The organism is Shinella sp. Sh6 (assembly GCF_055392685.1).
In genome coordinates, this window is the sequence record NZ_AP044005.1 from 1,531,324 (window position 1) to 1,550,735 (window position 19,412).

17 protein-coding genes are annotated in these 19,412 nt (G+C 66.5%); 14 read left to right on the top strand and 3 right to left on the bottom strand.

Annotation, left to right across the window (positions count from 1 at the left end):
* Position 1 precedes the first annotated feature (1 nt).
* A complete protein-coding gene (locus ACZ5TO_RS07575) occupies positions 2-502 on the bottom strand; it encodes a CinA family protein (protein WP_464800073.1) in 501 nt (166 codons plus the stop codon).
* Positions 499-1,710, bottom strand: a complete 1,212-nt coding sequence (locus ACZ5TO_RS07580) for a bifunctional 2-C-methyl-D-erythritol 4-phosphate cytidylyltransferase/2-C-methyl-D-erythritol 2,4-cyclodiphosphate synthase (protein WP_464800074.1) — start codon at positions 1,708-1,710, stop codon at positions 499-501. Before ACZ5TO_RS07580 ends, ACZ5TO_RS07575 begins: the two co-directional genes overlap by 4 nt.
* Before the next feature lie 145 nt (positions 1,711-1,855).
* Between ACZ5TO_RS07580 and dusB the strand changes: the two genes are divergently transcribed.
* The 9 genes from dusB to hflX all read left to right on the top strand — a co-directional run bounded on the left by dusB (position 1,856) and on the right by hflX (position 13,340).
* Complete coding sequence (gene dusB / locus ACZ5TO_RS07585) at positions 1,856-2,881, top strand: tRNA dihydrouridine synthase DusB (RefSeq protein ID WP_464800075.1); 1,026 nt, start codon at positions 1,856-1,858, stop codon at positions 2,879-2,881.
* Entirely contained in the window at positions 2,878-4,017 is a 1,140-nt protein-coding gene (locus ACZ5TO_RS07590) for a two-component system sensor histidine kinase NtrB (RefSeq protein ID WP_464800076.1), read from the top strand. The genes dusB and ACZ5TO_RS07590 overlap by 4 nt, the downstream gene beginning before the upstream one ends.
* Positions 4,017-5,471 carry a nitrogen regulation protein NR(I) gene (ntrC, locus tag ACZ5TO_RS07595; protein ID WP_464800077.1) on the top strand — a complete coding sequence of 485 codons (1,455 nt, stop codon included), beginning with the start codon at positions 4,017-4,019 and terminating at the stop codon, positions 5,469-5,471. Before ACZ5TO_RS07590 ends, ntrC begins: the two co-directional genes overlap by 1 nt.
* 210 nt (positions 5,472-5,681) lie before the next feature.
* A complete protein-coding gene (locus ACZ5TO_RS07600; RefSeq protein ID WP_184141764.1) occupies positions 5,682-7,961 on the top strand; it encodes a sensor histidine kinase NtrY-like in 2,280 nt (759 codons plus the stop codon).
* On the top strand, positions 7,951-9,315 hold the full coding sequence (gene ntrX, locus ACZ5TO_RS07605; protein WP_464800078.1) for a nitrogen assimilation response regulator NtrX: 1,365 nt from the start codon (positions 7,951-7,953) through the stop codon (positions 9,313-9,315). The genes ACZ5TO_RS07600 and ntrX overlap by 11 nt, the downstream gene beginning before the upstream one ends.
* A 30-nt stretch (positions 9,316-9,345) precedes the next feature.
* On the top strand, positions 9,346-10,722 hold the full coding sequence (trkA, locus tag ACZ5TO_RS07610; RefSeq protein ID WP_184141760.1) for a Trk system potassium transporter TrkA: 1,377 nt from the start codon (positions 9,346-9,348) through the stop codon (positions 10,720-10,722).
* Between the two features lie 8 nt (positions 10,723-10,730).
* Entirely contained in the window at positions 10,731-11,594 is an 864-nt protein-coding gene (locus ACZ5TO_RS07615; protein ID WP_464800079.1) for a D-amino-acid transaminase, read from the top strand.
* A 97-nt stretch (positions 11,595-11,691) separates the two neighbouring features.
* Positions 11,692-11,934, top strand: coding sequence for an RNA chaperone Hfq (hfq, locus tag ACZ5TO_RS07620; protein ID WP_023514954.1), 243 nt, complete (start codon positions 11,692-11,694; stop codon positions 11,932-11,934).
* 77 nt (positions 11,935-12,011) lie between these two features.
* Positions 12,012-13,340: a GTPase HflX gene (gene hflX / locus ACZ5TO_RS07625; protein WP_464800080.1), complete on the top strand. Its 1,329-nt coding sequence runs from the start codon at positions 12,012-12,014 to the stop codon at positions 13,338-13,340.
* A gap of 27 nt (positions 13,341-13,367) precedes the next feature.
* Here the strand turns inward: hflX and mazG are convergent, their stop codons facing one another.
* Positions 13,368-14,204, bottom strand: coding sequence for a nucleoside triphosphate pyrophosphohydrolase (gene mazG, locus ACZ5TO_RS07630; RefSeq protein WP_464800081.1), 837 nt, complete (start codon positions 14,202-14,204; stop codon positions 13,368-13,370).
* A 232-nt stretch (positions 14,205-14,436) separates the two neighbouring features.
* Here mazG and cysG point away from each other — a divergent pair, with 232 nt between their 5' ends.
* The 5 genes from cysG (at position 14,437) to ACZ5TO_RS07655 (ending at position 19,403) form a co-directional block, all read left to right on the top strand.
* Positions 14,437-15,876 (top strand): siroheme synthase CysG, encoded by a 1,440-nt coding sequence (cysG, locus tag ACZ5TO_RS07635; protein ID WP_464800082.1) that lies wholly within the window; start codon positions 14,437-14,439, stop codon positions 15,874-15,876.
* A 1-nt stretch (position 15,877) separates the two neighbouring features.
* Positions 15,878-16,186 (top strand): DUF2849 domain-containing protein, encoded by a 309-nt coding sequence (locus ACZ5TO_RS07640; RefSeq protein WP_184141750.1) that lies wholly within the window; start codon positions 15,878-15,880, stop codon positions 16,184-16,186.
* Positions 16,187-16,195: 9 nt separating this feature from the next.
* On the top strand, positions 16,196-17,869 hold the full coding sequence (locus ACZ5TO_RS07645) for a nitrite/sulfite reductase (protein ID WP_464800083.1): 1,674 nt from the start codon (positions 16,196-16,198) through the stop codon (positions 17,867-17,869).
* A gap of 11 nt (positions 17,870-17,880) precedes the next feature.
* On the top strand, positions 17,881-18,381 hold the full coding sequence (locus ACZ5TO_RS07650) for a DUF934 domain-containing protein (protein WP_464800084.1): 501 nt from the start codon (positions 17,881-17,883) through the stop codon (positions 18,379-18,381).
* 209 nt (positions 18,382-18,590) lie between these two features.
* Positions 18,591-19,403 (top strand): ferredoxin--NADP reductase, encoded by an 813-nt coding sequence (locus ACZ5TO_RS07655; RefSeq protein WP_184141744.1) that lies wholly within the window; start codon positions 18,591-18,593, stop codon positions 19,401-19,403.
* Positions 19,404-19,412: the final 9 nt, after the last annotated feature.

Genomic DNA, 19,412 nt, shown 5'->3' on the forward strand with positions numbered 1-19,412 from the left:
TTTAGTCCCGGCCGATTTCCGCCAGCATTTCCAGCGCGGTGCGCACGGTTGCAAGGCGCACGGCGCTGCGGCCGATGTCGCCGTAGCGCATCTCCCGGTGCAGCGTTTCCCGGCCCTTGCGGGCGGCGGCGAGATGGACGAGGCCGACCGGCTTTTCCGGCGATCCGCCGCCGGGCCCGGCAATGCCGGTGACGGCGACGGTGACCGCCGCTCCGGACTGCCTGAGCGCCCCTTCTGCCATTTCCAGCGCGGTCGGGCGGGAGACGGCGCCGTGCGCCGCAAGCGTCTCGGCGGAAACGCCGATCATCTGCTGCTTGGCCTCGTTGGAATAGGTGACGAAGCCACGGTCGAAGACGGCGGACGAGCCGGCGATCTCCGTCAGCGCGCCGGCGATGAGGCCGGCCGTGCAGGATTCGGCGGTGGCGACGGTCAGGCCGCGCGCGGAAAAATCCTCGACGATCGCCCGCGCGGCATCCTCGATATCCTTCGGCCAGAAGCTCATGCGTCGGCTCCCCTGTAGACCACGGTGGCGGTGGCGATGGCGGCGATGCCCTCACGGCGGCCGACGAAGCCGATCTTCTCGTTCGTCGTCGCCTTGACCGAGCAGCGGTCGAGGGAAATGCCGAGGAATTCGGCAAGGTTCCGGCGCATCGCCTCGCGGTGCGGGCCGACCTTCGGCGCCTCGGCGATGAGCGAGACGTCGGCGTTCATGATCGTGCCGCCGCGGGCGCGCACGAGGCCGGCGGCATGTTCGAGGAAGATGCGCGAGGCCGCGCCCTTCCACTGCGGATCCGACGGCGGGAAATGATCGCCGATATCGCCGGCCCCGCAGGTGGCGAGCAGCGCATCCGTCAGCGCATGCAGCGCGACGTCGGCGTCGGAATGGCCGGAGAGCGTCTGGTCGTGCGGGATGAACAGGCCGCAGAGCGTGACGCCGACGCCCGGCACGAGCTGGTGCACGTCATAGCCGTTGCCGGTGCGCACATCCGGCAGGCCGTGGGAAAGGCGCTGGTCGGCCATGGCGATATCCTTCTGCAGGGTGAGCTTGACGTTGCCGGCGCCGCCCTCGACGAGGTGCACGCGCACGCCGGCCCATTCGGCAATCGAGGCGTCGTCGGTGAAATCCGTGCGGCCGGAGGCGGCCGCGCGGCGGTGGGCTTCGAGGATGGTCTCGAAATGGAAGGACTGCGGCGTCTGCGCGGCGAAGAGACCGGAGCGGGACACCGTCTCGGCGACATTGCCATTGGCATCCGCGCGCTTCAGCGTATCGGCGACGGCGACCGCCGGCAGGACGGCCCGCGCGCCGTGCTGGAAGGCGGTGAGCGTGCGCTCGAGGATGGCGGGCTCGACGAAGGGGCGCACGGCATCCTGGATGAGGACGTGGCTGATCTCCTTTCCGGAGAGCGCCTCGAGGCCGGCAAGCACGGATTGCTGGCGCGTCGCGCCGCCGTGGACGACCGTGAGGCGGCCATCGGCGGAGAGCGCTTCGGCGCGGGCGGCGGCGAAGAGCGCTTCGTCGTCGGGGTGGATGACGACGACGATGTGCCGGGCCTCGGGCCAGCCGATGAACAGGTCGAGCGTATGGGCGATGACCGGCCGTCCACCGATGCGGCGGTACTGTTTCGGGCCGTCGGCATGGCTGCCGGCCCGTTCGCCCCGCCCGGCGGCAACGATCACCACACCGCAGGATAGTGCATGTTCCGCCTGCATTGCGGTTCGACAGCTCCCGTTTCAAAGCGTTTTGGAGTGTTTAGCCGGAAGGTTGCCGCAATTCCAGCGCCCTTCGGAAAATTGCCGGCCGGCATGATTGCGGCTTGGCAAAACCGGCAACAATGTCTAAAAATAGTGCAGCAACATGACTTGCTTGAAAGATGAGCATTTGACCTTTCCAGCCCTCTCCACGCCGCTCGCGATCGGCGGCCAGACCCTTCGCAACCGGGTGGTCCTTGCGCCGATGTCGGGCGTGACGGACCTGCCGTTCCGCGATCTCGCCTGGCGTTTTGGCGCGGGGCTCGTCGTGACGGAAATGGTGGCGAGCCGGGAACTGGCGCTGAACGCGCGGGAAAGCTGGGCGCGCATCCGCAATTGCGGCATCCGGCCCCATATGGTGCAGCTCGCCGGCCGCGAGGCGCACTGGATGGCCGAGGCGGCGAGGATCGCGGAAGGCGAGGGCGCCGATATCGTCGACATCAACATGGGCTGCCCCGCCAAGAAGGTGATCGGCGGCTATTCCGGCTCCGCGCTGATGCGCGATCCCGACCATGCGCTCGGGCTGATCGAGGCGACGGTGAACGCCGTGAAGGTGCCGGTCACGGTGAAGATGCGGCTCGGCTGGGATCACGATTGCCTCAACGCACCGCACATCGCCGCCCGCGCCGAGGCGGCGGGCGCGGCGATGATCACCGTCCACGGCCGCACGCGCATGCAGTTCTACGAAGGCCGGGCGGACTGGGACGCGATCCGCGCCGTGCGCGATGTCCTTTCCATCCCGCTTGTCGCCAACGGCGATGTCGATACCGCCGAAGATGCCGCCGAAATTCTGCGCCGCTCCGGCGCCGATGCGGTCATGGTCGGCCGCTCGGCGCAGGGCAGGCCGTGGCATCCCGCCGTGCTGGCGGGCGCAGCGCCGCATCCTTCCCGCGAAGAGATCGCGGCCATCGCCGTCGAGCACTATCGCATGATGCTGGATTTCTACGGCGTTGAGGCGGGCCTTCGCCATGCCCGCAAACATGTCGGCTGGTATCTGGAGCGCTTCGCGCCCGGCATGACGGGGCCGCGGAAGGCGGAGATCATGACGGCGCGCGACAGCGATTTCGTTGCCGACCGTCTGGCGGCGGCGCTTGCGGAAGGCGGCGATGTCTGCGTGGGAGAGGCGGCATGACGGAGAAGGCCCCGGACCCCAAGGCGCCGGACCTCGCGCTCGCGGTGCTGAACGCCATCCAGAACCCGGTGATCCTCGTCGACGAGCGCGGGTTCATCGCCTTCGCCAACTGGGAGGCCGAATCCTTCTTCGGCGCCAGCGCCAGCCATCTTGCCCGGCATACGGTCTCCACCTTCATTCCGTTCGGCAGTCCGCTGCTGACGCTCATCGAGCAGGTGCGCGAGCGCAGGGCCCCGGTCAGCGAATACCGCGTCGACCTCAGTTCCCCGCGGCTCGGCGCGGAGAAGCTGGTGGACATCTACGTCGCGCCGGCGACGACCGAGCCCGGCTCCGTCGTGGTGGTCATCCAGGAGCGGTCCATGGCCGACAAGATCGACCGGCAGCTCACCCATCGGGTGGCGGCGCGCTCCGTCACGGGGCTCGCCTCCATGCTGGCGCACGAGATCAAGAACCCGCTTTCCGGCATCCGCGGCGCCGCGCAGCTTCTGGAGACTTCGGCCAATGACGAGGACCGGGCGCTGACGCGGCTGATCTGCGAGGAGACAGACCGCATCGTCTCGCTGGTCGACCGCATGGAGGTCTTCTCCGACGAGCGGCCCGTCGACCGCGTGCCGCTCAACATCCATGCGGTGCTGGATCATGTGAAGGCGGTCGCAAGGGCCGGCTTTGCCCGCAATATCCGGATCACCGAGCTCTACGACCCCTCGCTGCCGCCGGTCTACGCCAACCGCGACCAGCTCGTACAGGTCTTCCTCAACCTCATCAAGAACGCCGCCGAGGCGGTCGGCGACCGGCCGGACGGCGAAATCCAGCTGACGACCGCCTACCGGCCCGGCATCCGCCTTTCGGTCGCCGGCACGCGGGAGAAAATCTCCCTGCCGCTCGAATTCTGCGTGCACGACAACGGGCCGGGCGTTCCGGCGGATCTGCTGCCGCACCTCTTCGATCCCTTCATCACCACCAAGACCAACGGTTCCGGCCTTGGCCTTGCGCTGGTGGCGAAGATCATCGGCGGCCATGGCGGCATCGTCGAATGCGACAGCCAGGGCTCGCGAACCACCTTCCGCGTGCTGATGCCGGCCTCCCGCGGCGTCAGCGAAGACGACGACTATCCCAAGACCAAAGGACATAATTGATGACAGGCGCCACAGTCCTCGTTGCCGATGACGATGCCGCGATCCGCACGGTTCTCAACCAGGCCTTGAGCCGCGCGGGATACGACGTGCGGATCACCTCCAATGCAGCGACCTTGTGGCGCTGGATCGCCGCGGGCGAGGGCGACATCGTCGTCACCGACCTCGTCATGCCCGACGAGAACGCCTTCGACCTCCTGCCGCGCATCAAGAAGGCCCGGCCGGAGCTGCCGGTGCTCGTCATGAGCGCCCAGAACACCTTCATGACGGCGATCAAGGCCTCGGAGAAGGGGGCCTACGACTACCTGCCCAAGCCCTTCGACCTCACCGAGCTCATCGCCATCATCGGCCGGGCGCTCGCCGAGCCGAAGCGCAAGCCCGTGCATATGGAAGACGACGCGCAGGACGGCATGCCGCTCGTCGGCCGCTCGGCGGCGATGCAGGAGATCTACCGCGTGCTCGCCCGCCTGATGCAGACGGACCTGACGCTGATGATCACCGGCGAATCGGGCACCGGCAAGGAACTCGTCGCCCGCGCGCTGCACGACTACGGCAAGCGCCGCAACGGCCCCTTCGTCGCCATCAACATGGCGGCCATCCCGCGCGACCTCATCGAATCGGAACTCTTCGGCCACGAGAAAGGCGCCTTCACCGGGGCGCAGAATCGCTCGACCGGCAGGTTCGAGCAGGCCGAGGGCGGCACGCTCTTCCTCGACGAGATCGGCGACATGCCGATGGACGCCCAGACGCGCCTGCTGCGCGTGCTCCAGCAGGGCGAATATACGACGGTCGGCGGGCGCACGCCCATCCGCACCGACGTGCGCATCGTCGCGGCTACCAACAAGGACTTGAAGCAGTCGATCAACCAGGGCCTCTTCCGCGAAGACCTCTACTACCGCCTCAACGTGGTGCCGCTGCGCCTGCCGCCGCTGCGCGACCGGGCGGAGGACATTCCAGACCTCGTGCGCCATTTCGTGCAGCAGGCCGAAAGGGAGGGGCTCGACGCCAAGCGCTTCGACCACGAGGCGCTGGAACTGATGAAGGCGCATCCCTGGCCCGGCAATGTGCGCGAGCTGGAAAACGTCGTGCGGCGCCTCACGGCCCTCTACCCGCAGGACACCATCACGCGCGAGATCATCGAGGCGGAGCTGCGCGCCGATATTCCCGACAGCCCCATCGACAAGGCGCCGGTGCGCACCGGCTCGCTCTCCATCTCCCAGGCGGTGGAAGAGAACATGCGCCAGTATTTCGCAAGCTTCGGCGACGGCCTGCCGCCCTCCGGCCTCTACGAGCGGGTGCTGGCCGAGGTGGAGTATCCGCTGATCCTCGCGGCGCTGACGGCAACGCGCGGCAACCAGATCAAGGCCGCCGATCTCCTCGGCCTCAACCGCAACACGCTGCGCAAGAAAATTCGCGAACTGGGCGTATCTGTGTACAGAAGTTCGCGCTCTGCTTGACTTGGCGGCAGTCAGCGTTGCATTTTGGCCACATTCTGTTGCTTGAAGGTAACAGAGGGGTTCGCGGTCGAATAGGTCCGCATGCCCCGGCCGTCCGGAATGCGGGGTGCGAATGCCGCCCGGTCCGTGAACGGCCGGCGCCATCCCGGAAAAGACGGATAAGGCGCCGGTATCCTTGCGGGGATGCACGGCCGGGGAGCGATGCGGCAGATGGCGGAAGGCGTAAGCCTGCTTTCGGAGGGTGAGGACGGCGCGATGGTGGTCTCGGACCGGCGCGCGTCCTTCGCCTTGCCCGGCCTGCTGCTTGCCGGCGGCGCGCTCGTCGCCGCGACGATCTCGCTCTTCATCCTGCTCGGCCTGACGCCGATCAAGCCGGAGCCCAACGTCGTCATCGCCTCGGCGTCGATCAACGCCATCTTCATCGTCGGCCTGATGTTCCTCATCGGCCGCGAGATCACGCGGCTGCTGAAGGCCCGCCGGCGCGGGCGCGCCGCCGCGCGGCTCCATGTGCGCATCGTCGCGCTCTTCTCCATCGTGGCGATCACGCCGGCGGTGCTGGTCGCCATCTTCGCCTCCATCACGCTCGACGTCGGCCTCGACCGCTGGTTCTCCATCCGCACGCAGTCCATCGTCAGCTCCTCGCTGAACGTCGCGCAGGCCTATGTGTTGGAGAATGCCAGCTACCTCCAGGGCCAGACGGCCTCCATGGCCAACGACCTCGACCGCAACCGCCAGCTCTACAGCCTCGACCGCACCGGCTTCATCGAGCTGATGACGCGGCAGGCGCGCGGGCGCGGCATGCTCGGCGCCTTCCTGCTGCGCGGCGACGGCTCGGCGATCCTGCAGGCGAGCATCCCGACGGAAAGCCCGCTGCCGCCGGTGCCGGCCGATGCGCTGAAAGCCTCGGCCGCCGGCCAGCCGACGCTGATCCCCCCCGGCGGCACGAACCTCGTCGGCGCCATCATCAAGCTGGAGAACATCCCGGACGCCTTCCTCTACACGATCCGCACGGTCGATCCCGAGGTCATGCGCTCGATGCGCCTGATGGAGGAGAACACGGCCGAGTACCGGGCGCTGGAGGCCGGCCGCACGCCGCTGCAGATCGCCTTCGGCGTTCTTTATCTCGGCTTCGCGCTGATCGTGCTGCTCGCCGCCATCTGGACGGCCATCGCCGTCGCCGACCGCATCGTGCGGCCGATCCGCCAGCTCATCGGCGCCGCCGACAGCGTCGCCTCCGGCAATCTCGACGTGAGTGTGCCCGTGCGCACGGCCGACGGCGATGTCGGCAACCTCTCGCGCACCTTCAACAAGATGATCGCCGAGATCCGCGCCCAGCAGAGCCAGATCCTCGATGCGAAGGACGAGGTCGATTATCGCCGGCGCTTCATCGAGGCGGTCCTGTCGGGCGTGACGGCGGCCGTCATCGGCGTGGAGGGCGACGGGCGGGTGACCATCGCCAACCTCTCTGCGGAAATCCTGCTCGGGCGCAATGCGGCCGACCTCCTCGGCCAGCCGCTCAGCCAGGTGGCGCCGGAGATCGCCGCGGTGCTGGAAGAAGGATCGGTGCGCCACCGCAACGATTACCGCAAGCAGGTCAACATCATGCACGGCGGCAAGGAGCGCACGCTGAACGTGCAGGTGACGCGCGAGGAAGCGAAGGACGCCAAGGAATCCTACGTCGTCACCATCGACGACATCACCGACCTCGTCATCGCCCAGCGCTCGACCGCCTGGGCGGACGTGGCGCGGCGCATCGCGCACGAGATCAAGAACCCGCTGACGCCGATCCAGCTCTCCGCCGAGCGCATCCGCCGCCGCTACGGCAAGCAGATCGACCAGGAGGACCGCGCCGTCTTCGACCAGTGCACGGACACCATCGTGCGCCAGGTCGAGGATATCGGCCGCATGGTCGACGAGTTCTCCGCCTTCGCGCGCATGCCGAAGCCCACGAAAGAACGCTCCGACCTGCGCAGTATCCTCAAGGATGCCGTTTTCCTGCGCGAGATGGGAAACAACCATGTCGTCTTCGCCAAGGATTTCGGCGAGCTGCCGCTGACGGGCCTTTTCGACGCACGCATGCTCGGCCAGGCCTTCGGCAACCTCATCAAGAATGCGGTGGAAGCGATCGAGGCGCTGCCGCCGGATGCGGAGCGGGGGGGGCACAAGGTTCTCGTGCGGGCGCGGGCGGACGATGCGGGCCGCCGCTTCGTCGTCGACGTCATCGACAACGGCAAGGGCCTGCCGACGGAGAACCGGCACCGCATCCTCGAACCCTACATGACCATGCGCGAGAAGGGCACGGGCCTCGGCCTCGCCATCGTCAAGAAGATCATCGAAGACCATGGGGGACAGCTTGAACTGCACGATGCCCCTGCGGATTTCGACCACGGCCACGGGGCGATGATCCGCGTGATCCTGCCCTACGAGGAAACGGTGGTGGCCGCCGATGCGGATAATAAGAAGAGCAAGGACATGAGCCATGGCGTCTGATATTCTCGTAGTGGACGACGAAGAGGACATCCGCGAGATCGTCTCCGGCATCCTTTCCGACGAAGGGCACGAGACGCGCACCGCCTTCGACAGCGATAGCGCGCTCGCGGCCATCAGTGACCGCGTGCCGCGCCTCGTCTTCCTCGATATCTGGATGCAGGGCAGCAAGCTCGACGGGCTTGCGCTCCTCGACGAGATCAAGAGCCGCCATCCTGATCTTCCTGTGGTGATGATCTCCGGCCACGGCAACATCGAGACGGCCGTCTCCGCCATCCGCCGCGGCGCCTACGACTTCATCGAAAAACCCTTCAAGGCCGACCGGCTGATCCTGATCGCCGAGCGGGCGCTGGAGAATTCGAAGCTCCGCCGCGAGGTGACGGAGCTGAAGAAGCGCTCAGGCGATCCGGCGGAGCTGATCGGCACCTCCGTCGCCGTCTCGCAGCTCCGCCAGACCATCGAGAAGGTCTCGCCGACCAACAGCCGCATCATGATCCTCGGTCCTTCCGGTTCCGGCAAGGAGCTGGTGGCGCGCATGATCCATCGCAAGTCGAGCCGGGCGAACGGCCCGTTCGTCGTGCTCAATGCCGCGGCGATCACGCCGGAGCGCATGGAGATCGCGCTTTTCGGCACGGAAGGAACGCCCGGCCAGCCGCGCAAGACCGGCGCGCTGGAGGAGGCCCATGGCGGCATCCTCTATCTCGACGAGATCGGCGAGATGCCGCGCGAAACGCAGAACAAGATTCTTCGCGTGCTCGTGGATCAACAATTCGAGCGCGTCGGCGGCTCCAAGCGGGTGAAGGTGGATGTGCGCATCATCTCCTCCACCGCCTACAATCTCGAAAGCCTGATCGCCGAGGGCGGTTTCCGCGAGGACCTCTATCACCGCCTTGCCGTGGTGCCGGTGCGCGTGCCGCCGCTTGCCGAGCGGCGCGAGGACATTCCCTTCCTCGTCGACATGTTCATGCGCCAGGTCAGCGAGCAGGCCGGCATCCGCGCGCGCAAGATCGGCGACGACGCGCTCGCCGTCCTCCAGGCGCACGACTGGCCGGGCAATATCCGCCAGTTGCGCAACAATATCGAGCGCCTGATGATCCTTGCCCGCAGCGACGGCCCCGATACGCCGATCAGCGCCGACATGCTGCCGACGGAAGTGGGCGACATGCTGCCGAAGATATCGACACAGGGCGACCAGCACATTATGACGCTGCCGCTGCGCGAGGCGCGCGAAATGTTCGAGCGCGACTATCTCATCGCGCAGATCAACCGCTTCGGCGGCAACATTTCCCGCACTGCCGAGTTCGTCGGCATGGAACGCTCCGCGCTCCATCGCAAACTGAAGTCGCTTGGCGTATAAGGCCCTCAGGGGCTTGAGGGATTCTGTGAGATGAAGGTCATCATCTGCGGCGCCGGACGCGTCGGCTACGGCATCGCGGAGCGGCTTTCGGAGGAGGGCAACGACGTGTCGGTCATCGACATGCAGCCCTCGCTGATCGCCGGCATCACCGAGACGCTGGACGTCAGCGGCATCGTCGGCCACGGCGCGCATCCGGAAATCCTCGCCAAGGCCGGCGCGGACGAGGCGGACATGATCATCGCCGTCACGCTGTTCGACGAGATTAACATGGTCGCCTGCCAGGTGGCCCATTCGCTGTTCAACGTGCCGACCAAGATTGCCCGCATCCGCGCGCAGAGCTATCTGGCACCGGAATATTCCGACCTCTTCTCGCGCGAGAACCTGCCCATCGACGTCACCATCTCGCCGGAGGTGGAGGTGGGCAAGACGGTGCTGCGGCGCATCTCCTTCCCCGGCGCGACGGACGTGGTGCGCTTTGCCGACGACCGCATCGTCATGGTCGCGATCGAATGCATGGAGGATTGCCCGGTCGTCGAGACGCCGCTGAAGCAGCTGAGCGAGCTCTTCCCCGACCTCAACGCGACGGTCACGGGCATCTTCTCGCAAGGCAAGCTCTTCGTGCCGAACTCCTCCGACCAGCTCCATTCCGGCGACCTTGCCTATGTGGTCTGCGACAAGGGCCATGTGCGCCGCACGCTCGCGCTCTTCGGCCACGAAGAGCAGGAGGCCGCCCGCATCGTCATCGCCGGCGGCGGCAATATCGGCTATTTCGTCGCCAAGGCCATCGAGGACTACCAGCCGAAGACCCGGCTCAAGATCATCGAGAGCGACCGCGAGCGCGCCGTCGCCCTTGCCGACAAGCTGCGCAATGCCGTCGTGCTCAACGGCTCGGCGCTCGACCAGAAGATGCTGCTGCAGGCCGATATCCAGGACGCGGACCTGATCGTGGCGCTGACCAACAACGACCAGATCAACATCCTCGGCAGCGTGATGGCCAAGCGCCTCGGCTGCAAGCAGAACCTCGTCCTGATCAATGACCCGAGCTATCAGGATTTCACCAAGACGCTCGGCATCGACGCGCATATCAACCCGCGCGCCGTCACCATTTCCGGCATCCTCCAGCATGTGCGCAAGGGGCGCATCCGCTCGGTCTACGCCGTGCAGAAGGGCTCGGCCGAGGTGATCGAGGCCGAGGCGCTGGAGACATCGCCACTCGTCGGCCGACCGCTGCGCGAGATCGAGCTGCCGCCCGGCATCCGCATCGGCGCGATCTACCGCGACCAGGCGGTGATCCGCCCGGACGGCGACACGAAGATCAAGGCGAAGGACCGCGTCGTGCTTTTCGCCGCCGCCGCGGCCGTGCGCCATGTCGAGCAGCTCTTCCGCGTCAGCATCCAGTATTTCTGAGGGTTTCCATGCCGCGCTTTGCCTATGTCAACGGCCGCTACGTCCGCCATGCGGATGCGGCGGTGCATATCGAGGACCGCGGCTTCGTCTTCGCCGATGCCGTCTACGAGGTCTGCCAGGTGCAGGCCGGCTTCATCGTCGACCTGACGCGCCATCTCGACCGGCTCGACCGCTCGCTGGGAGAAATCCGCATCCGCCCGCCGATGCCGCGCGCCGCGCTCACCGCAATCCTGCGCGAGGTGCTGCGCCGCAACCGCGTCGTCAACGGCATGGTCTATCTCCAGGTGACGCGCGGCACGGCGCGGCGCGACCACGTTTTTCCCGCGCCGGATGTGCGTCCCTCGCTCGTCGTCACGGCAAAGAGCCTCGACCCGGCGGTGAACGCGGCGAAATATGCCGCCGGCATCAAGGGCGTCACCGTTCCCGACAACCGCTGGGGCCGGGTGGACATCAAGACCGTGGGCCTGCTGCCGAACGTGCTGGCCCGCCAGCAGGCGAAGGAGATGGGCGCGCAGGAGGCGATCTTCGTCGATGCCGAGGGCAACGTGACGGAGGGCGGGGCCACGAACCTGTGGATCGTCGACAAGGCCGGAACGCTCGTCACGCGCCCTGCCGGCCACGATATCCTGAAAGGCATCACCCGCACGACGCTGATGGACGTCGCCGCAAAGCTCGGCCTTGCGGTCGAGGAACGGCGCTTTTCCGTGGCCGAGATGCTGGAGGCCCGGGAGGTCTTCGTCACCGGCGCGACGACGATCTGCCTTCCGGTGGTTTCCATCGACGGCCGCACCATCGCCAACGGCCATCCCGGCATGACCACACAGAAAATCCGCGAGGCCTTTTTCGCCGTTGCGGAGAAGACCGCGATTTGATACCAAAATCGGCGGTCCGGGAACATGTTGCCGGACCAGGGGGCATTTATTCCAGTCAACCGGCCGAAAGGGCCGGCAATCAGAAAGAAGCGGCGCGATGGCGGAACGTTCTCAAAACCTGCAGGATCTTTTTCTCAATACCGTTCGCAAGCAAAAGATTTCTCTGACGATCTTTCTCATCAACGGGGTCAAGCTGACCGGGGTTGTCACTTCCTTCGACAATTTCTGCGTGCTGCTGCGCCGTGACGGTCACTCGCAGCTCGTCTACAAACACGCGATCTCGACCATCATGCCGGGCCAGCCCTTGCAGATGTTCGAGACCGAGGAAAGCGGCTCCTGACAGGACCCACGAAGATTAGCAAATCCGATCCCCGCAAGGACTCCATCGTCCCGGACGCCGAAAAGCCCCGGGACGACATGCGCGCCGTCGTCATCGCGCCGGTGCTGAAGGCGTCCCGCGCCCAGCAGGCCGATCCGTCGGCCGCGCCCGCGCGCTCCGACGAGGCGCGGCTGGAAGAGGCCGTCGGCCTTGCCCATGCCATCGACCTCACGGTCGTCCATGCCGCCATCGTGCCCGTCGCCCAGCCGAAGCCCGGCACATTGCTCGGCTCCGGCAAGATCGAGGAGATCAAGGCGGCGCTCGATGCGCATGATGCCGGCCTCGTCATCGTCGACCATCCGCTGACGCCGGTGCAGCAGCGCAATCTCGAGAAGGAATGGAACGCCAAGGTCATCGACCGCACGGGCCTCATCCTCGAAATCTTCGGCCGCCGCGCCTCCACCAAGGAAGGCACGCTGCAGGTCGAGCTTGCGCATCTCAACTACCAGCGCGGCCGTCTCGTTCGAAGCTGGACCCACCTCGAGCGCCAGCGCGGCGGTGCAGGCTTCATGGGCGGGCCGGGCGAAACGCAGATCGAGGCCGACCGCCGGCTGCTGCAGGACAAGATCGTCAAGCTGGAGCGCGAGCTGGAGCAGGTGCGCCGCACCCGCCAGCTCCACCGTTCCAAGCGCAAGAAGGTGCCGCACCCCATCGTCGCCCTCGTCGGCTATACCAACGCCGGCAAGTCGACGCTGTTCAACCGCATCACCGGCGCAGGGGTGCTGGCCGAGGACATGCTCTTCGCCACGCTCGACCCGACGCTGCGCCGCATGAAGCTGCCGCAGGGCCGCACCGTCATCCTCTCCGACACGGTGGGCTTCATCTCCGACCTGCCGACCCATCTCGTCGCCGCCTTCCGCGCGACGCTGGAAGAGGTGCTGGAGGCCGACCTCATCCTCCATGTGCGCGACATGTCCGACCCGGACAACGGCGCGCAATCCTCGGACGTCCTGCGCATCCTCGCCGATCTCGGCATCGACGAGAAGGACGGCGCGGAACGCATCCTCGAAGTCTGGAACAAGATCGACCGGCTGGAGCCGGAAGCGCGCGAGGCGCTGGTGCAGAAGGCGGAGAGCCAGCCGAACGTCATGGCGGTCTCGGCGATCTCCGGCGAGGGCGTCGATGCGCTGCTCGACGAGATCAACCGCCGCCTTTCCGGCGTGCTGGTCGACCGCGACGTCATCGTGCCCCTCACGCAATTGCAGCTCCTGCCGTGGATCTACGACCACTCCGTCGTCGACGCCCGCGAGGACATGGAAGACGGCAACGTGCGGCTGGAACTCCGCCTGACGGAGACCGAAGCCGCCGAACTCGACCGTCGGCTCGGGATCGGCGCAAAGCCGGTGCGCGAGGACTGGGAGCGCTGAGGCAGCGGGATGAGGGGCGATCCAACCCTACTCCCCCAACTGCCGCTCGATCCGCTTCGCCGCCTGCCACAGCTCCTCCATCCGCTCCAGCGTCGCCTCTTCCAGGCTTTCGCCGTTTTCGGCAAGGCTGTCCTCGATATGCGAGAAGCGGTTGCGGAACTTGGTGTTGGTGCCGCGCAGGGCCATTTCCGGGTCGGCGCCGACATGGCGGCCGATATTGACGAGGGCGAAGATCAGGTCGCCGAGTTCGTCGGCAACGGCGCTCTTGTTGCCGTCGCGCAGGGCCTCGCGCAGTTCGCCGATCTCCTCTTCGATCTTGTCGAGGATCGGCGCGGGCTCGGACCAGTCGAAGCCGACCTTTGCCGCCCGCTCCTGAAGCTTCAGCGCTTCCACCAGCGCGGGGAACGAGCGCTGCACCGGGCCGAGATGGCCGCGCATCGGGTCCTCCGGCAGGCCGCGTCTGGCGCGGCGTTCCTTGCGCTCGCGCTTTTCCGCCTGCTTGATTTCGTCCCATTGCAGCTTCACCGCCTCAGGCGTGTCGGCATCCGAGCGGGCGAAGACGTGCGGATGGCGGCGGATCATCTTGCGCGTCACCGCATCGACGACGCTGCCGAAATCGAAATCGCCGCGCTCCTCGGCCATGCGGGCATGGAAGACCACTTGCAGGAGAAGGTCGCCCAGCTCCTCGCAGAGGTCGTCCATGTCGTTCCGCTCGATGGCGTCGGCGACCTCATAGGCCTCCTCGATCGTGTAGGGCTTGATCGTCTCGAAGGTCTGGACGATGTCCCACGGGCAGCCGGTTTCCGGCTGGCGCAGGGCCGCCATGATCTCGATCAGGCGTTCTATGTCGCGGCTCGGTTCCATGGCGGGTCTCAGTTGAGCGGGATGGCGTTGCCGGGAAGATAATCCCCGTTGGCGGTATGCCCGCATCCTTAGCGGTCGGTGCGGCGGGCAGGCAAGGGCGGCCGGTGACTTATGCTCAAAATGCCGGGTGCCAGAGCAAAACAATACCCCCCTCCCGAACCATTGGAATTTCTGTTTCTTTCGTTCCTGGCGGATTTTCGCGATAGTGCGCACACTTCAACCGGACCGAACCATGACCGCAGCGCAGCACAAGCTCTCGACCTTCCCGGCCTTCTTCCGCGTCAGCGGCAGGACGGTCGTCGTCGTGGGCGGGGGCGACGAAGCCTTTGCCAAGGCCCGCCTCCTGTCGAACACGGATGCGCGCATCGTCGTGCTGGCCGAAGCGCCGGAAGCCGATTTCGCCCGCTTCATCGCCGAAAACGGCCTCGTCCTCCAGCGCGCGCCCTTTTCCAGGGAAGCGATCGCCGACGCCACGCTCGTCTTCGCCGCAACGGGTGAGGCTGCGGCCGACCGCACCATTGCCACCGCCGCCCGCGAGCTCCACATCCCCGTCAATGCCGTCGACCAGCCGGATTACTGCGATTTCTTCACGCCGGCGCTCGTCAACCGTGCGCCCGTCGCCGTCGCCATCGGCACGGAAGGGGCAGGTCCCGTGCTGGCGCAGATGATCCGCGCGCAGGTCGACCAGATCCTTTCGCCCTCGCTCGGCCGGCTCGCAAGCCTTGCCAACGGCTACCGCGAGGCCGTCGACCGTATCCTGCCGCGCGGCGTCACCCGCCGCGTCTTCTGGCGCCGGTTCTTCCAGGGCGCCGTCGCCGATGCCGTCAACAACGGCGATATCGAAACGGCGCGTCGCGCCGCCGATTCCCTCCTCGGCGCACAGGGCAGGGCCGAGGGCCATGTCTGGCTCGTCGGCGCCGGCCCGGGCGCCGAAGACCTCCTGACGCTGCGCGCCCAGCGCGTGATGATGGAAGCCGACGTGATCGTCTTCGACGCGCTCGTGCCGCAGGCCATCGTCGACATGGGCCGGCGCGATGCCGAGCGCCTGTCAGTCGGCAAGCGCAAGGGCTGCCATTCCAAGTCGCAGGAAGAGATCAACGATCTCCTCGTCGACCTCGGCAAGGCCGGAAAGCGCGTCGTTCGCCTGAAATCCGGAGATCCGCTCGTCTACGGCCGCGCCGGCGAGGAAATGGCGGCGCTCCGCCAGGCCGGCGTCACCTACGAGGTCGTACCGGGCATCACTTCGGCCTTCGCCGCCGCCGCCGATTTCGAGCTGCCGCTGACGCTGCGCGGCGTCGCCTCCTCGCTCGTCTTCACGACGGGCCACGACCTTACCGGCGCCGTGCTGCCGGACTGGGCGCGCCTTGCCATTTCCGGCGCCACCGTCGCCGTCTACATGGGCCGCAGCGTGGCGGCTTCCGTCGCCGCACGGCTCATGGAGGCCGGCCTTCCTGCCGAAACAACGGTCGCGGTGGTGGAAAACGCCAGCCGCCGCGAAAAGCGGCTGCTGCACGGCACGCTCAAGGACCTGCCGGGCCTCGAACATCGCGACGAGCTCGCCGGCCCGGTCATGGTGATCATCGGCGATGCCGTCGCCGGCGCCAATTTCGAACATTCCGAACCGCTCGCCGTCCGTGAGCCGGTTCATGCCACAGCAGCATTGGGAGCATGATATGGCCGACAAGGTTCTGACAGCCAACCGCCTCTCCGACGGCACCTCCGTCTGGCTGGACGCCGCCGGCAACTGGAACGAACGGCTCCAGGCCGCTTTCGTCGCCCGCCACAAGGAGGCCGTCGAGGCGCTGGAAGCCACCGGCCGGCAGGCCTTCGCCGACAACCAGGTGGTCGACGTCAACGTCATCGACGTGGAAGAGGTCGACGGTGTGCTGCGGCCGCTGCGCATGCGCGAGCGCATCCGCGCGGAAGGCCCGACCATCGCCTATGCCATCGGCTATTCCGGCCTCGCCGCGACGGCCGCCTGAGGATATCGCATGTACCGTTACGACGAATTCGACCACGCCTTCGTTTCCGGCCGGGTGGAGCAGTTCCGCGACCAGGTCGCCCGCCGCCTTTCCGGCGAACTGGCCGAAGACGCCTTCAAGCCGCTGCGCCTGATGAACGGCGTCTATCTGCAGCTTCACGCCTACATGCTGCGCGTCGCCGTTCCCTACGGCACGCTCAGTTCCCGCCAGATGCGCATGCTGGCGCATATCGCGCGCAAGTACGACCGCGGCTACGGCCATTTCACCACGCGCCAGAACATCCAGTACAACTGGCCGAAGCTTTCCGAGCTGCCGGATGCGCTGGCCGACCTTGCCACGGTGGAGATGCATTCGCTGCAGACCTCCGGCAACTGCATCCGCAACGTGACGGCCGATCATTTCGCGGGCGCTGCCGCCGACGAGGTCGCCGATCCGCGGCCCTATGCGGAAATCCTGCGCCAGTGGTCCTCCGTCCATCCGGAATTCTCGTTCCTGCCGCGCAAGTTCAAGATCGCCGTCACCGGCGCCGAGCGTGACCGCGCGGCGATCCAGGTGCACGATATCGGCCTGCACCTGAAGAAGAACGGACAGGGCGAGATCGGCTTTGCCGTCTATGTCGGCGGCGGGCAGGGGCGCACGCCCCTCGTCGCCAAGAAGATCCGCGACTTCCTGCCGGAGGCGGACCTTCTCACCTACACGACCGCGATCATGCGCGTTTACAATCTCTACGGCCGGCGCGACAACAAGTTCAAGGCGCGCATCAAGATCCTCGTGCACGAGATGGGCGCGGAGGAACTGGCGCGGCAGGTCGAGGCCGAATTCGCCGAACTGCGCGGCAGCGAGCTGACGCTGCCGGAAAGCGATATCGCGGCAATCGCCACCTATTTCGCGCCGCCGCGGCTTGCGCCCCGCGCCGAGGGCTGGGCCAACCTTGCCCAGTGGAAGAAGGCCGATCCGGAATTCGCCCGCTGGGTGCAGCAGAACGTGCAGCCGCACAAGCATCCCGACTACGGCATGGTGACGATCTCCCTGAAGCCGATCGGCGGCATTCCGGGCGATGCCTCCGACGCGCAGATGGAGGCCGTTGCCGATATCGCGCAGGAATATGCTTTCGACGAGATCCGCGTCAGCCACGAGCAGAACCTCATCCTGCCGCATGTGGCGCTGGCCGATCTGGAGCCGGTCTATCGCGGCCTCGTCGCCGCAGGGCTGGCGACCGCCAATGCCGGCCTCATCACGGATATCATCGCCTGCCCGGGGCTCGATTACTGCGCGCTCGCCAATGCCCGCTCGATCCCGGTCGCACAGGAAATCTCCAACCGCTTCGGCTCGCCGGAGCGCCAGGCGGAGATCGGCGAACTGAAGATCAAGATCTCCGGCTGCATCAACGCCTGCGGCCACCACCATGTCGGCCATATCGGTCTTCTGGGCGTGGAGAAGAAGGGCGAGGAGCTCTACCAGATCACGCTCGGCGGCTCGGGTGACGAGAACACGTCGATCGGCGAGATCATCGGCCGCGGCTTCGAGCCGGAGAAGGTGACGGACGCCGTCGAGGTGGTCGTCGATACCTATCTTGGCCTGCGCCGCGACCCGTCGGAAACCTTCCTTGCCGCCTATCGCCGCGTCGGACCGCAGCCCTTCAAGGATGCGCTCTACGGCGAGAAGACGGTCGCGGCAGCCTGAGGAGAACGGCCATGACGAAAATCTGGAACGAATCCGGCTTCGTGACCGGCGATCCGTGGATCATCGAGACCGAAGATAGGAAGGCCGGGCCGGACGAAAAGGCGATCCTCAGCCTCGACGCCTTCCTCGAGAAGGCCGCCGGCACGAACGAGACGGGCCTTGGCGTGCTGGTCAATCCGGCGGACGACGTGCGCAGGCTGGAAGGCCATCTCGACCGGCTGGCGCTGGTCGCCGTCGCCTTCCCGGCCTTCAACGACGGGCGCGCCTTCAGCCATGCCTCGCTGCTGCGCTCGCGCCTGAAGTTTTCCGGCGAAGTGCGGGCGGTCGGCGACGTGCTGATCGACCAGGTGCCGCTGATGCTTCGCTGCGGCATCGACAGTTTTGCCGTCAGCAATGCGACGGCCCTGAAACGGCTTGCGGAAAACCGCCTGCCGGGCATTCCCGTCCACTACCAGCCGACGGCGCGTCCCGCGCAGGACGTCAACTCCTATAGCTGGCGCCGCCGGGCCTGAATTTCCGGGCCTGCTCCTTGAAAGGCCGCAATCGCGTGCCAGTATTGTTCCAGATCAAGGCGGATCGCCGCGTCCCGGGCGAAAGCAGGGGGCGCGGCAAATATTGCGCGGCCGATCGGCGCATTGGAACGCAATACCTTCCTTTGCCGCTCAACATGTAATATCTGCCTATCGTCAAATCCTCCGACCCATTCAGGATCGCTGCCGAAATGAACGCACCCGCCAAGACCGAAGATTTTGTTGCAACCGTCCCCGCCGGCGTTTTCGCCGAGACGGTCACGAGCGTGCAGCACTATACGGATCGCCTGTTCCGCTTCCGCATGACGCGCCCGGAAAGCTTCCGCTTCCGCTCCGGCGAATTCGCCATGATCGGCCTGATGGTCGGCGAGAAGCCGATCTACCGCGCCTATTCGATCGCAAGCCCCGCCTGGGACGAGGAACTGGAATTCTTCTCGATCAAGGTGCCGGACGGCCCGCTGACCTCGCATCTCCAGCAGATCAAGCCGGGCGATACCGTGCTGATGCGCAAGAAGCCGACCGGCACGCTGGTGCTCGACGCGCTGACGCCCGGCAAGCGGCTCTACATGTTCTCCACCGGCACGGGAATCGCGCCGTTCGCAAGCCTCATCCGCGATCCGGAGACCTATGAGAAGTTCGACGAGGTCATCCTGACCCATACCTGCCGCGAGGTTGCCGAGCTGAAATACGGCTTCGATCTCGTGGACGAAATCCGCAACCACGAATTCCTCTCGGAAATCGTCGGCAACAAGCTGCGCCACTATGCGACGGTCACCCGCGAGGACTATCCGTTCCAGGGCCGCATCACCGACCTCATCCGCAACGGCAAGATGTTCGCCGACCTCGGCGTTCCGCATTTCGATCCGGCCGTCGACCGCGGCATGATCTGCGGCTCGGCCGCAATGCTCAAGGAAACCAAGGAACTGCTGGAAGCCGCCGGCCTCACCGAGGGCGCCAACAGCAAGCCCGGCGAATTCGTCATCGAACGCGCCTTCGTGGATTGACCGAAGCGA